Below are 14621 nucleotides of genomic sequence, written 5' to 3'. Positions count from 1 at the left end.
TTATTATATATAATTATTTTTGTGGGGGAATAGATTTGAAAACTATTTTTATTAGTGACACTCATATAGGGCAAAATACTCCAGAGAACTGGTATCAAAAGTCTGTACATGAAAAGTATCTTAAAGCAATATTACAATATGTACAATCTAATGCAGAGGATATACAAGATGTTGTTATACTTGGAGATTGGTTTGATTTATGGATGTATACACCACAACCTCAAATTTCAGCTACTTTAAATAACATTATAAATAACAATCTAAATGTATTTACTAAACAAAGTGATGGTGATTTTATAACGTGTATGGATAGTATTCAAGGGAACCTATATTATGTACATGGAAATCACGATATGAATATTGATTTTAATCAAGTAAATAAATACTTTGCGCCTCTAAGTAGTAAAAATAAGCAGGTAATTTGTACAGATAGAATTTATGGGAAGAATGGTATTTATGCAGAACATGGACATTATTATGATACACTTTGTAAGCCTTATAGTGGAAAAACTGATAAATATAAGCCATTACCTATAGGTTATTTTATTTCTAGGATAGCAGCTTGGTGGTGCGAAAAGCAACTAAAAAAAGCTGGAAAATCAAATTCTTCTGAGCTTCAAAATCAAGGGAATCCTAGCGCTAATGACTTTTGGACAATAATTTTTGATAACGACTTTTATAAAATAGTATTTACCATGCCTGATGGAACATCAATAAAGAGGTCAGATGTTTTGAACCTTTATCCGGATTTGGTAACAAGTTGGGAGGATGTTACTAAGCTACTTACAGTTGATTTAAATAATTGCTTGGACAATTATGGTGCAAACTTATGTAATGATAGTTATAATGGGGTTAAAAATAAAGTCGTAGTAATGGGACATACTCATGTGCCTACAATGCAACAACATTTAAATTCAGTTTATGTAAATTCAGGGTTTATGTGTCCCGCAGTTCCAGATGTATCAGATGGAAATATGATGATGACATTTGTTGAAGTAGATCAAAACAGCTCTAGTTATACAGTAACAATAAAAAAGGTGAATTATCCAGATACAAGTATAATAAATTATAATCAATGTATTGTATAAGTTAAATTAAAAGGGTTAGCTTAAATAATTTCATAAGCTAACCCTGTTTTAAAACTATCAGTCACCAAGCATTATACCTGTTTTAGTGTCATCTGATTTAATTAATATTCCTTTGGAATCCAAAGTGTTCATCAAAGCTTGCCTATCCTGCGAGGCGTTAGAATAATCATCTTCTTTAAAGGATATTTCAGATATACTTGTCCCGCGTACATTATAAATTTCTAATTCTATTTTTAGACCATTAAAACTACCTATATATCTAGTACCAAGGTAAGGACCATGAAGAGTTGAGGAATTCAAATAATTTTGAGCCCATCCTTTATATATAAATTTACTTAATTTTCCGGGAATGTTTTCTATAGCTTCATCAATTGAATCAGATGTGTTAGGAAGCTCTAGTCCTGAGTAATCGTCAAGAGAAAAATATTTATTATTAGAAAAACTTAGAGATTCATTTGAATATCCCCAATCTACTTGAGGGGAGTAGTTATCCTCATTAGCATCAAAACCATCATTTGCAGCAGTTTTAAGAGCAGATTTTATATCACCATTTGTAATAGAATATCTTTTTTTGTAGGTTAGTTCAGTTGAAGTATCATCATTAAATTTTCTAAAACGCACAATCCATCCATTTTTATTTAAATCAAGATTATCAGTATCAAGGTATTGTACATTTAGATTCTTAGAAGAGGTAATGTCAAAATCAGAAATTGCGTTAGATTTTAGTGAACCATCAGAATTTAAAATTTTACTTGAGTCTACCATGAATTTTACTTCATAGTTTGGATTTGCTAAATTAGCAGCATTTACACTAACAGAAGAAAGAGTAAACATTAAACCAGCCAATGATATAAATTTAAATATATTTTTCATAAAGACACCTTCCTTTTAAGTTTTTTCATTTATAATTAATTTTTTTATAGTCTTCTAAATTTAGAAAGTTATTTGTTTTTGAAGTATTTTTATTACGTTTATTTCAATTGTTTTTTTACAGAGTTTTTTAAAAATGAAATTAATACTTTCTTCAGTGAGATTATTTATTATAAAATATCTCAATATCTTTCATACTTCAACTGGAGGTTTTATAAAGAGAACTGTTTTTTTATAACCACAAATCAGTGTTTCCATATTGCCATGTATACCAGCTAAAATAGCAAGATCCATTTAAGTTCTCTCCTTTTTTACTCCTGAAAGCATATTTAAAATTATTAAGAGAATAGCTGTAATTATTATTGATACCAAAGCCATAGCCATGCCAGCACCCTCGCTTCCTTGTTCAAATTGTGAGTATATAAAAGAGGCTGAATTTTGCATGGATGGAGGTAAAATCATCAAAGGAGCAACTAATTCACGCACAGAGACGATAAAAGTCATTATGAATCCAGAAAATATTGCCTTTGAATTCAAAGGAATTATTATTTTTTTTAGCATAAATAGATACTTTGACCCAAATAGATTCGCAGCTTCTTCAAGATTAGAATTTATTTGAGAATAGGAATTAGATACATATTCCACCGTATAAGGTAGAAATAGAACTACATAAGTTAATATAACCATGCCATAAGTATTGTATATAGGAAGAGGCATATATTTACTGTTAAAGACTAAAATTAATCCAATGATTATTACAATGCCAGGAACGGTATTTGGAAGTATGCTAAAGATAGCAGTTAATTTATATAATAATCCTTTTTTGTATTTACCTATAATAAGACCGTAAAAGGTTCCAATAATTGTGGTTAAAATGCTAGCTAAAATAGATATTTTAAAGGTGTTTATTAAAGCATTGAAACCATCAGAACCAGAAGAAAATATATTAATATAGTTAATTAAAGTAAAGTTTCTACAAGAAAGTCCATAGCCTTGTACTTTTATTATGGAGGTAAAAAATATAGATATAATTGGAACTAATATTGCCAAAGTAAATACTAAAAAAATATACATATATAAAATTACCTTAGCGAAAATATTTAAGTTATGTAAATTTTTTTTAGAGCTTTTGCCACCAATTAATAAATAAGAATGTTTTAAAGAAATATGATTTTGAAAAAACCACAGTATAAGGCAACTTAGAGTAAGAAGTAATGAAAGTGTAGAGGCTTTTCCAAAGTCTATAGGCCAATCTGAAACATACTTATAAATTTCTGTTGTCAAAACATAGTATCCAATTTTTCTACCAAAGGTTGCAGGTGCTCCAAATTCAGAAACGGTTCTTAAAAATATTAAAAGTGCTCCCACCATATAACTTGAAAGTAGTAGTGGAAATATTATTTTTCTAAGGGTGAAAAATAAACTGGAACCATGTACAAAGGCTGCATCTTCTAAGTTTGAACTTACTTTTAGTAGGGTGTTTTTTAAACCTAGATACATAAAAGGAAAAACATGAAGACTCATAATAATAACTAAGCCTGTTAACGAGAAAAAGTAGTTCCTTAAAAAGGATAAAGCTGGACAAAGAGTATCAAGGTAGCCCTTTTTTTGTAGAAATAAAATCCACCCCATAGATTCAATATAAGGTGGAATCATAACGGGAATAAAACTTAGTATATCAATTGAAACTTTAAAACGTAAATTTGTTTTCACATTTATAAAAGCTAGAGGAAAAGAGATCACGCTTGATACTAAAATTACTAAAATTCCAAGCTTTAAAGTATTAAAATATATATGAGCTATATCTTTTGTAAAAAGGGTTTTAAAGCTTGAAGCTTCATTACTATATAAATTGTAGGTGGATATAACTACAAGAGGAAGTACTATGAATAATGTAAGGAATATCAAAGAGATAATTACTGTAATTTTTCGGCTATTATTATTAAGAAAATTTTTCAATTCATATCACCAGCTTACTTAAACATTTCAATAAATTTATTGCTTATAGCTTTATTGTTTTTAGCAGTCCACTGCCAATCAACATTAAGTGACTTGATATCATTTGCAGTTGGTTTACCTTCAGGTGCTATGTCTTTTCTGCCAGGAAGAAGGTATTCATCAGAAACTGTTTTTTGGGCTTCGTCAGATAGAAGGTAATCTATAAACCTCTCGGCGTTTTCTTTATCTTTAGAACCCTTTAATATAAGAGCAGGCCTTGGGCTTATTACTGTTCCACTTGAAGGATAAATTAAATCAACTGGTTCTCCCTTGTTTTTTTTCTGATAAGTCATATAATCAACACCTGCAAGAACGATACTTTTCTCTCCAGTAATTACAGGGGTTAAAGCTTCATTGTTTGCACCTGCCATTTCAGCTCCATTGTTTTTTATTGTTTTAAAATATTTCCAAGCTTTTTCACCATTTATATTTACATATCCACTTATAAAATCAAGACAGGAACCAGATTGACTAGGATCTGAAATATTTATCTTGTTTCTATAAGTAGTAGATGTTAAGTCGTCCCAATCTTTAGGTGGATTTTTAACAAGCTTTGTGTTGTAAACTAGTGCCAAAGCAGAGCCACTATAAGCAAAATAGTTATTATCTTTATCTTTCCAGTTGGTAAAAAGCTTATCTGCATTTTTAGCATTACTATAAGGTTCAGTCATGCCGTCTTTTTTAAGACCTATAGCAGAAGAAAGTGAAGCCAAAATTGCTACATCAGCCTCAGGATTTGACTTTTCAGCTTTAAGCCTACTCATTATTTTTCCTGTAGTACTGTTAAAAAGCTTGACCTTTATCCCTGTTTTTTTAGTGAAGTTTTTTGTTATTTTCTTTATTAGGTTGTCAGGTCCTGCACTATAAATGACAACTTCCTTTGGATTAGAAGCAGTTACTTTACTACAACCAGGCATAAAAGAAAGGGCAGTGCAAATTAAGAGTAAAGAGCTAATAATTTTCTTGTTTAATTTTAACATTTTTCGTTCCCCCTAAAATATGAATATCAGAATTACGTATATAAACATTAATTTTTTCACCTATGTTTTTTCTTTGTTTTGAATATACTTTCCATAGTCCAATACTCTTAATATCAATAGTAAGCTCATAAAAACTTCCCATGTAAAATATGCTTTTTATTAAACCTGTATATTTGGTGCTGTTTTCAAGGTTTACTAAACTTACATTTTCAGGACGTATAACACCAGAATTAAGAAAGTTTGATTTACCAATGAATTGTGCTACAAATTTATTTATAGGAGCTTTATAGATATTTTCTGGAGATGAATTTTGTAGTATGTATCCTTTGTTCATTACAATAACTTTATCAGACATTGACATTGCTTCAACTTGATCATGAGTAACGTAAATTACTGTTACCTTTAATTTTTTGATGAGTTCTACTAATTGAGGTTTCATTTCTTCTTTTAATTTGGCATCTAAAGCACTTAAGGGTTCATCAAATAAAATAACCTTTGGATTATTAACTATAGCTCTTGCAAGTGCTACTCTCTGCTGCTGTCCACCTGAAAGTTCATGAGGATATCTTTTTTCTAAATTTTCAAGTTTAACCGTTTTTATAGCAGAAGATACCTTAGAAGATAGATTTTTTTTATTACCAGCTGCAAGTAGTGGAAAACTTATATTTTCCCATACGGTCATATGTGGCCACAGTGCAAAATCTTGAAATACCATACTTAAGTTTCTTTTATTTGAAGGGACATTTATTTTTTTTATATCTGAAAATATACACTTATTGTCAAAATATATTTCTCCATGGGTTGGAGTTTCTAGACCTGCTATAATTCTAAGTAAAGTGGTCTTCCCACAGCCAGAAGGACCTAAAAGAGTAGTAAATTCTCCAGTTTTAAAGCTTATATTTATACAATCTAAAACTTTATTTTGTTTATATGATTTCTCAACACCTTTAATTAATATATTCATTGTTTGTTTCACTCCTCAAGGTAAATGATACCCTTTGTTCTTTGTACTAATATTGAGTTTATGTAAAGGTGGTGTTAAATAAAGTATTAAAATATATTATTATCCATAGAAATTTTCTATAATAGCTATGGAGGGTGATGTTATGAGTTTTTTAAAACTTGAAATATTAATATTGATATGGAAGTATAACAAGGTAACTACAGTAGCGAATAAGCTTGGTATAAAGCAGCCTACAGTAACCTTTCATATGAAAAGTCTTGAAAAGTTACTAAAAACGAAGCTTTTTGAATATGAAGGTGGATATATAACGCTAACAGAATCAGGCACGATTCTTCTTCATTATGCTAAAAAAATTATAAGTTTAAAGAGTGAGGTTGAAAGGGCTGTTTATGAATTTAATAGTTTTGAAATAGGTTCCTTAAAAATAGGAGCCAGTTATGTTCCAGCTACATATTTAATTCCAGATATACTAAAGAAAATGAAAATAGGTTCTCATAAAATTAATATGTCTCTGACTGTTTTACCTTCGTCTAAGACAGTTCAAATGATTTTAAACAATAATTTGGATGTGGGAATAATTTGTTCAACAGGATTAATAAATAGCAGCATTGAATATAAAAAAATATATGAGGATGAACTTGGAATTATATTTTCAAATAAAAGTTCATTAAATAAATACAATTATATACCTGAAAGTGTATTTGAAAAAGAAACCTTTGTACACCACACAGAGTTATCATCAACTCGTGCTTTAGTGGATAAATGGATTAAAATTAGAGAAATAGAATTTAAAGCTACTATACAGATGGATTCATTGGAGGCTATAAAGCAGGTTGTTATGTCAACAGATTGGATCTCTATAATATCAAGGAAAGCAGTTGAAAAGGAGATTGAGAGGGGGGAACTTATATTTAAGTCTATTTATGGAGGGAATATAAAAAGAAATATATATATTATATACAATAAGGATAAGTGGATTTCACCAATTATGAGAAGGTTTTTAGAAATTTGCACATCATAAAAAATAGCTATTTACACCATTATGTTGATGCAAATAGCTATTTTTAAATTTTTTTGGCTTTTATAATAAGTCTGTGAGTAGCGATTCTTATAGGTGTACAGGTAACTAAGGTCATAGTGGCATCTTTGCTCTGATCAAGTACATGAACTTCACTCGGAAGAACAACTTGAGTGCTGTAAACTTTGTATTTATATGTGCCATTTATGGTTTCAACAGTCATTTCATCACCAATTTTAATTTCCCCTAGTCTGTTAAAATATTGTCCGTAGGTATAACTTCTATGACCAGCTAGACAAAAGTTTCCATCCTCTCCTGGCATAGCTGTATTTTTAAAATGACCTACAGCATATTTTAAGGTTTTCATATCTGTACCTTCACCTATAGCAACCTTTAAGTCTATTTTAGGGATTTCAAGTATACCTATGGTTCCATCAGCTATTTTATCTTTAAGTTCAGCAGCATGAGCGGGATTTTTCTTTTTAGAGTGTTTGGCATTGTTGATTTTCTTTTCATAAGCGTTTATCATGCTATTTTGTTTATGATAAGTCCAGTATTTTGCCCCAAAGGTAAAGCCAATTAATATAACACCTGCTGATATAAGTGTAGCAGCTACAATGGTTAATTTTTTCAATGAAAATTCCTCCCTTTTATAGCATGAAATTATATATGTATAAAATTTTATATAGGGAAACCAACTATTTAAATTGGTTCCCCTAAAAATTGTAGTTTAGTTGGAATTTAAATACAAGTATTTTGTTTACATATAACTTGTTAAATCCAACATATTACAAGTTAATGGCAGATAACTAGTTATTATCATCAGTAAGAGCTTTCTTTTTTATTTTGTTAATAAGAAGAAGAGCAACACCAGATGCAAGGCATAATGCAGAAATTATTAATAGCATAGTTGAATCCAGAAATTCTCCCGTTTTAGGAAGCGAGCTTAAAGCTTGATTGGAAGGAGTTGAAGTACTGGCTATGGAGCTTCCATTAGTTGAACTAGTACTATTTGGACTAGTTTGTGCTTTAAGTTTAGCTAAAGCTGCTTCTGCATCAGTTAATTTTGAGTAATTTGACACTAATTGTTTTTGAGGGTCAGTTAAATTGTTGTAGCTAGCTCTTGCTGCATTTATACTTCCCTCATCATTTAATGTAACATTATTTGGTATTGCATTTATTTTAGAAATAGTATCATTTGCAGCTTGACTGTTAGCTGCGTTGGCTTTTAAAGTTTGAATTTTATTTGAATCCTGATTTAACTTATCAGTATTTGGAACTAATTGTTTTTGATCTGGGCTTAAAGCATTGTAAGCATTTAAGGCATTTTGTACACTAGGATCATCATTTAGAGTAACTGAAGTAGGATCAGGTAGATTATTTATAGCATTTATAACATTCTGAGTGTCAGGTGCTGGTGCAGTGGATTTAACTAAAGAGTAGCTGTCGGTTTTAGTCATTGTGTCCATTCTGTAAGTATCTATTGTAAAGCTGTTGCTTGTTACAACAACGCGTGAAACTTCAGGTTCATGAAGCTGTTCTTTTTTTGCTTCATAATAGTTATTCACACCAGGATCATGAATTTCGTAATATTTACTTCCACTGGCTGAGTTTGCGGTTATATATACAGTTCCTTTGGGATTTATAATTTTACCATAGCTATCAACAGTCTGATCCTTAATTGGCTGACCACCCTTCATTTGATAAGATCTAGTGTAGCAGTGATCATGACCGTCTAAAACTACGTCAATTCCAAACTCATCAAAGATAGGAGGTAAATCACTTCTTCTTTGTATTATATCTGAATCAGTTTCATGATTTGCAGAACTGTAAACTGAGTGGTGCAATACAGCTACCTTCCAAGTGGCTTTTGGATTTTTGCTTATAGCATCTTTTATAAAAGCCTCATGGTCAGCTTCATTCATATCATTACTATTTAACATCAGGTATAAAGTATTTCCGTATGTAAAATAGTAATCAGTGCCTGTAGAAGGGTAATCGCTACAAGCTCCATAAGTGGAGGATAAATTCGGAGCATTAAAGTGTGTGTTATGACCTACACCATAGGTTTCATGGTTACCAGCAATGGCAGCAACAGGCAAGCTTTTAAATTCATCTGGAGAAAAATATCCCGTGTATTCTGGCTCATTGCTTCCGCCATTAAGCTCTTTTAAATTATTAACTTGATCACCTACAGAAATTAAAAAACTACTATCTGAAAAAGCACCAGTCATTTTATCTAATGAATTTTTCCAACCAGCTGCATCAGAGTCTATATTTCCACTTGCTCCAATTTGAGGATCGCCAGCAAATAAAAAGCTATACTGACTTGTATCATGTGTATTGAAATAATAAGTATCACTCCAATTTGTTCCGTCACCTAAACGATACGCATATTGAGTAGATGGTGTTAAGCCGTTGATAAAAACCTTATTGGAGGTAAAATTCAAGTTTCCTTGAGAGGTTTTCCCAGTAAAGGTTTGGCATTTATTTGTAGGAAAACTACCATTACTGATATCTGATTTAAGTGCTACTTGAACGGTTGGAGTTGAACTACTATTGTTAGAATACCAATTAAAGCATAATTGACTAGGATCACTACCGGGAGATAATACAATATCACTAAAATTTCCCGCAGCACCAGAGCTAGCTAATTTTGTAGCAGTATTAGTAGCTGAGTTTGCAAAGGTATTAAAACTTAGGGCAGTAGCGGATACTATCATAGTTACCCCCACAGCTATAGCAATTAATTTTTTTTGGCTTTTCAAAGATATCATCCTTCCTCTATATTAGATTAAACAATGCATTTACCATATAATGCTAACATTTTTGAGCTCAAGGTACTTGCACATTCATGTAAAATTTTGTAAAGAATTCATAACATAGAGTTAACCTGAATTTTACAATGGATTAACTATTTTTACCATTAAAAATCTTATAATGTAATTATGATTACTTTAAATAGACACAAATTAAATTGGAGGATAGGTATGATAAATAAAAGTAAAACGTTAAGGATGATTATTTTTACTGTAGCAATAATGATATTTTTGGGTTTTTTGTATATGTTTAATATAACACATCCAGTTAAATTCACCTATGATAATGGAAAAGCAAATGTTAGATATGAAAAGGCTAAGGTTTTAGAGGTGACTAATGAAAATTTAAGAAAAAGTATAAGTTTAAAAAATATATATTTTGGAAGCCAGAAGGTTAAGGTAAAGGTTCTTACAGGACAACATAAAGGAGATATTAAGGTAGTTCAAAATTACCTTTCGGATATACATAACGTATTTGTAAAAAAGGATATGGTGATTGTATTAGAGGTTGATACATTAAATCAAAGTAAATATACAGCTGTTGTTTATAATTATTATAGAGCGCCTGTAGAATATGTGTTTGTGTTTATATTTTTTGCAGCATTATGCATCATAGGAGGAAAAAAAGGCTTTAAGTCTATTGTTGGAATAATATTTACATTAATATGTATAGTATTTTTGCTTTTACCTATGATTTATAATGGATATTCACCAATTTTTGCATGTATTTTAATAGTAATTTTAACTACAGCAGTTACTTTAATCTCACTAGAAGGAATTACACCTAAATCAATATCAGCAGCAGTTGGAACTATTTTAGGCGTTTTAATAGCAATTCTTGTGGGAACAATATTTGGAGGTGTTAGTCATCTTTCAGGATTAAATATGGAAAATGCAGAGACTTTAAGTTTAATTTCTACTAAAACAAATATGAATGTTCAAGGCTTACTATTGGCATGCATTATTATATCAGCCTTAGGGGCTCTTTTGGATTTAAGTGTATCAATAGCATCTTCAATGCAGGAGGTATATGAAACTAATAAGGATATTGATATTAATGCGTTATTTAAGTCTGGAATGAATATAGGAAAAGATGTAATGGGCACTATGGCAAATACTCTTATTTTGGCTTTTGCAGGATCTTCCCTTAATATTTTAATTGTAATATATGCCTATAATATTAGCTTTACTCAAATGATTAATATGGATATGATAAGTGTTGAAATAATTGAAGGGGTTACTGGAAGTTTAGCAGTTGTTTTGACTGTACCGATCACCGCATTTGTATGTTCAAGAATAATACCATTATTAAATAAGAAGTTAAGATAATACACTTTAAATAAAAGGCAAATTTATAATACACAGTTTATTTATATGATATATTTGATATAATAATTAAAGAAATAAGTATATGCTATAGAGAAAGGCTAATTCTTTATGGCTCATAAGAAGGAATGTGGTAATATGAAGAAAAAATTTATAGCAGGAATAATAGCTGTTGTAATAGTAGCTGTTGGTGGATATATGTATGTAAACTCTAATAAATCAAATGATAAGTCTGAAAATAAAGTGGCTTCATCAAAAAAGAGTAAGCCCAAAAAGGCTGAGAAAAAGGTTTCAGATAATAGTACAGCTAATAATACGGCTCAAAGTGCTAATGAAAACTCAAGTAGTAATACTAGTACCAATAATAATAGTAGTAGTGCAAAAACTAATCCAAATCCACAGGATACAACAAAGGCTGTACGTGAAAAAAGTCAAGAAGAGATATACATGGGAACATGGGTTATAAAAAAGGATTTAGCTTATGCACCAGCTAGTACTTATAGTAAAGAAGATATAAATAAGCTTATTGGAAAGAAATTAGTGTTTTCTGCAGATAGCGCAACTTGTTTTGGTGATAGCATAAGTGATATGGATAAGACTGTAAAAACACCAATGTATGAAAAAACTAGTGTTCTAAAAAGTGACTTTGAACAGAATAATAAGGTTACTCTTGATAAATTAGGTCTAAGTGGGTCAACTGTAACTCAGGTTCAGGTTCAGGATGCTAGTGGTAATGGATGTGTATTTTATATAAAGGATTCTAAAACCATGATCTTAAGTGGTGGCGGCGTTTATTTTGAAATAGATAAGCAATAGAAAAATTGTGCACAGCTTTTTAGAAAGCTGTGCACAATTTTTTTATTAACAATAAATTTATATATTTTACTTTTTTAAGATATAATAGTACATAATATTTAAAAAAATCTGATAAATATAAAAAGAAGAGAATAAATTTACTACTGTTCATAGAATAATTTTAACGAAATTAAAATTATTGCTAAAAGTGTGTTGACCTTTGTTCACAAAACTGTTACAATATAAAAAGTTAATTAGTTTTAAATTTGAACGAATGAAAAAAAATGGAGGGTAATTATGAAAAACATAAAAAGAAATATAGCTGTTGCACTAACACTTTTAATGGTACCAGCAATGTTAATTGGCTGTAAACCTAAAATAGCGGCAGACGAATCAGCAAAAATATTATGTGATTTTATGGTTAAAGGAGATAGATCAAAGGTATCTCAAATCATAACTGATAAAAAAGAATTGGACAAATACGACAAAACTCAAAAAGATAAATTTGTTAAAGAATTAAAGGATTCATCTTCTACTGATGATTTAACTATAACTGATGCTCAATGTGATGAAGTGTATGATAGCGTTAAAGATGCACTTAAAAAAGTAAATGTAACAACAAAGAAAGTATCTGAAACTAAAGATTCTGCAACTGTTAATGTTACAACAACATATATCGACATGGAGACTGTTGTAAAACAAGCTGTTACTGAGTCTATACAAGAAGTTATGGCAGAAGGATTAACAGATGAAACTCAAGCTAAGAATGAAGCAGTAAAAGCATACATAAAAAATGTATCAAAAGATTTAAAAGCAGCAAAACCTTCAAGTAAAACAGTAAGTAATGATTTTAAATTTAAGGTAGAAAATAATGTTTGGGTTCCAGAAGATGAAACTTCTTTTGAAACAAAACTTGGACAAATGATTTTAGCACAATAAACGTGTTACTTGGGCGGGAATTCTTATGAGTTTCCGCTTAAGTTTTACATTTTTTAATATACATAGGAGAATTAAGAAAGATGAAAAAAAAGATAGGAATTTTAATTGTAACACTGCTAGTTTCGGCAATGTTAATGGGATGTACAAATAAGCTTACAGCTATAAAGAAATTTCAAGATACACCTAAAACAGAAGTTAAGAAAGAACCTAAAATTGATGTGGAAAAATCAGCACAAATTATGGCTGATCTTATAGTTAAAGATGATAAGGAAGAATCATCTAAGTTTAGTTTCTATGATAAGTTATTAAGTGATACTTCTGATACGGAGAAAAATGTGTTTACAACAAGTATTAAACAAGCATTTTTAAAAGAAGGTATACAAACTAATGATGCACAATGGGACAATGTATATAATGCATATAGAAATGCTGTGAAAAAAGTTACAATAACAGCAAAAAAGATAACTGAAAATGATAAAACAGCATCAGTTAAAATAGAAATGACGTACATAAATTTTGATTCAGTTAGAGATCAATCAGCTGCTAAGGCTAAGAATGACGTTGTAGCAATGCATTTATCAGATTTAAGTGTGGCTAAACAAAAATATGTAGAAGCTTATGCAAATAATTTGGTTACTAATCTTAATTCAGCAGAGCCATCAACTGATAAAAAAACTAGAGAGTTTGATTTTAAGGTTAATGCTTTAAGTGAATGGGTACCTACGAATATTTCAAATTATGAAACAGGACTTATGGAAATGGCAAGGGGAAAATAGAAAATTAAAATAAAAAATCCATGTGTAAAAAATCCATATGGATTTTTTATTTTATTATGTAAATGTTATTTTTATATGGTAGAATAAACTGTAAGTTATAGTATTACATCATTAAACATATAAAAAATAAGGTGTGAAGTTTAATGGAAACTAAAAGTAAAGTTTTACAAATACTCAAAGCAAATAGCGATGATTTTGTTTCTGGGCAAAGAATAAGTGATGAACTAGGGATAACTAGGACGGCTATATGGAAAAATATAAAGTCGTTAAGAGATAATGGGTATACTATATCATCTGTTACAAATAAGGGTTATAAACTTGACAGCTGTCCAGATATTCTTACATATGAAGAAATAAAAGAAGAACTGAAAACAAAATTTATAGGAAGAAAAATAGTGCATTTTAATTCTACTAATTCTACTAATATAGAAGCTAAAAAATTAGCAGAGACAGGTGAAAAGGAAGGAACTATTGTAATTGCTGAAGAGCAAACACTTGGTAAGGCACGCATGGGAGAAAGCTGGTATTCTCCAAAGGGTGAAGGAATATGGATGTCTATAATATTAAGACCAGAAGTTGGACCTGAGTTTGCAGCTGAAATTACCAATGCTGCAATAGAAGCTGTAGGAAAAGGTTTAATTAAAATAGAACCTAATATTGAAATAAAAAAACCTAATGATATAGTGTTAGATGGAAGGAAGATTTGTGGAATATTAACAGAAATAGATGGAGAATTAACTTTATTAAATTATATTATTATAGGTATAGGAATTAATGTTAATCAAGAAGTGTTTCCGCAAAATGCAGATTTAAAAGTTACATCCTTAAGAATATGTAGAAATAAAGCTTTTTCGAGAAAAAAAATATTATGCGATATACTAAACAGTATTGAACCAATATATGTAGAATTAATTACGAAAATAAAAAATAAGAAAATCTAGTCATAGGGGGAGTTAATGGCTAGATTTTCTTATTTTATATAATAATTGGGGATTGATATTAAATAATTTCTGCCCAATGCTTACACAACAGTAGGCAGAAATGCTTA

13 protein-coding genes are annotated in these 14621 nt (G+C 29.9%); 7 read left to right on the top strand and 6 right to left on the bottom strand.

The features are described 5' to 3' along the window. The first annotated feature begins 35 nt into the window (after nucleotides 1-35). Entirely contained in the window at nucleotides 36-1088 is a 1053-nt protein-coding gene (locus CLFE_RS21860) for a metallophosphoesterase (RefSeq protein WP_077894475.1), read from the top strand. A 57-nt stretch (nucleotides 1089-1145) separates the two neighbouring features. On the opposite strand, the gene CLFE_RS21855 is transcribed toward CLFE_RS21860, so the two are convergent. From CLFE_RS21855 to CLFE_RS21840, 4 genes are all read right to left on the bottom strand, one after another. After that, the gene (locus CLFE_RS21855) at nucleotides 1146-1961 is read right to left on the bottom strand and encodes a hypothetical protein (RefSeq protein ID WP_077894474.1); all 816 of its coding nucleotides are present in this window, start codon (nucleotides 1959-1961) and stop codon (nucleotides 1146-1148) included. A 291-nt stretch (nucleotides 1962-2252) separates the two neighbouring features. Next, nucleotides 2253-3917, bottom strand: coding sequence for an ABC transporter permease (locus CLFE_RS21850; RefSeq protein ID WP_077894473.1), 1665 nt, complete (start codon nucleotides 3915-3917; stop codon nucleotides 2253-2255). A gap of 14 nt (nucleotides 3918-3931) precedes the next feature. Continuing rightward, entirely contained in the window at nucleotides 3932-4936 is a 1005-nt protein-coding gene (locus CLFE_RS21845) for an ABC transporter substrate-binding protein (RefSeq protein WP_077894472.1), read from the bottom strand. Further along, nucleotides 4908-5900 carry an ABC transporter ATP-binding protein gene (locus CLFE_RS21840; protein ID WP_077894471.1) on the bottom strand — a complete coding sequence of 331 codons (993 nt, stop codon included), beginning with the start codon at nucleotides 5898-5900 and terminating at the stop codon, nucleotides 4908-4910. The genes CLFE_RS21845 and CLFE_RS21840 overlap by 29 nt, the downstream gene beginning before the upstream one ends. A gap of 142 nt (nucleotides 5901-6042) precedes the next feature. On the opposite strand from CLFE_RS21840, the gene CLFE_RS21835 reads away from it, so the two are divergent. Next, nucleotides 6043-6921 carry a LysR family transcriptional regulator gene (locus CLFE_RS21835; protein WP_169850987.1) on the top strand — a complete coding sequence of 293 codons (879 nt, stop codon included), beginning with the start codon at nucleotides 6043-6045 and terminating at the stop codon, nucleotides 6919-6921. A gap of 43 nt (nucleotides 6922-6964) precedes the next feature. Here the strand turns inward: CLFE_RS21835 and CLFE_RS21830 are convergent, their stop codons facing one another. Further along, nucleotides 6965-7552 carry a class D sortase gene (locus CLFE_RS21830; RefSeq protein WP_077894469.1) on the bottom strand — a complete coding sequence of 196 codons (588 nt, stop codon included), beginning with the start codon at nucleotides 7550-7552 and terminating at the stop codon, nucleotides 6965-6967. 175 nt (nucleotides 7553-7727) lie between these two features. After that, nucleotides 7728-9695: a fibronectin type III domain-containing protein gene (locus tag CLFE_RS21825; RefSeq protein WP_077894468.1), complete on the bottom strand. Its 1968-nt coding sequence runs from the start codon at nucleotides 9693-9695 to the stop codon at nucleotides 7728-7730. Nucleotides 9696-9908: 213 nt separating this feature from the next. On the opposite strand from CLFE_RS21825, the gene CLFE_RS21820 reads away from it, so the two are divergent. The 5 genes from CLFE_RS21820 (at nucleotide 9909) to CLFE_RS21800 (ending at nucleotide 14514) form a co-directional block, all read left to right on the top strand. Then, nucleotides 9909-11066 (top strand): YibE/F family protein, encoded by a 1158-nt coding sequence (locus CLFE_RS21820; RefSeq protein ID WP_077835867.1) that lies wholly within the window; start codon nucleotides 9909-9911, stop codon nucleotides 11064-11066. Between the two features lie 135 nt (nucleotides 11067-11201). After that, a complete protein-coding gene (locus tag CLFE_RS21815) occupies nucleotides 11202-11879 on the top strand; it encodes a hypothetical protein (protein ID WP_077894520.1) in 678 nt (225 codons plus the stop codon). A gap of 276 nt (nucleotides 11880-12155) precedes the next feature. Next, a complete protein-coding gene (locus CLFE_RS21810) occupies nucleotides 12156-12797 on the top strand; it encodes a DUF5105 domain-containing protein (protein ID WP_077835868.1) in 642 nt (213 codons plus the stop codon). 80 nt (nucleotides 12798-12877) lie between these two features. Next, a complete protein-coding gene (locus tag CLFE_RS21805; protein WP_077894467.1) occupies nucleotides 12878-13573 on the top strand; it encodes a DUF5105 domain-containing protein in 696 nt (231 codons plus the stop codon). 143 nt (nucleotides 13574-13716) lie between these two features. After that, the gene (locus CLFE_RS21800; RefSeq protein ID WP_242951672.1) at nucleotides 13717-14514 is read left to right on the top strand and encodes a biotin--[acetyl-CoA-carboxylase] ligase; all 798 of its coding nucleotides are present in this window, start codon (nucleotides 13717-13719) and stop codon (nucleotides 14512-14514) included. The last annotated feature ends 107 nt before the right edge of the window (nucleotides 14515-14621 follow it).

The organism is Clostridium felsineum DSM 794 (genome assembly GCF_002006355.2).
Taxonomy (GTDB): domain Bacteria; phylum Bacillota; class Clostridia; order Clostridiales; family Clostridiaceae; genus Clostridium_S; species Clostridium_S felsineum.
Note: the sequence above shows the minus strand (reverse complement) of the source record. Positions and strands in the feature narration are given on the sequence as shown.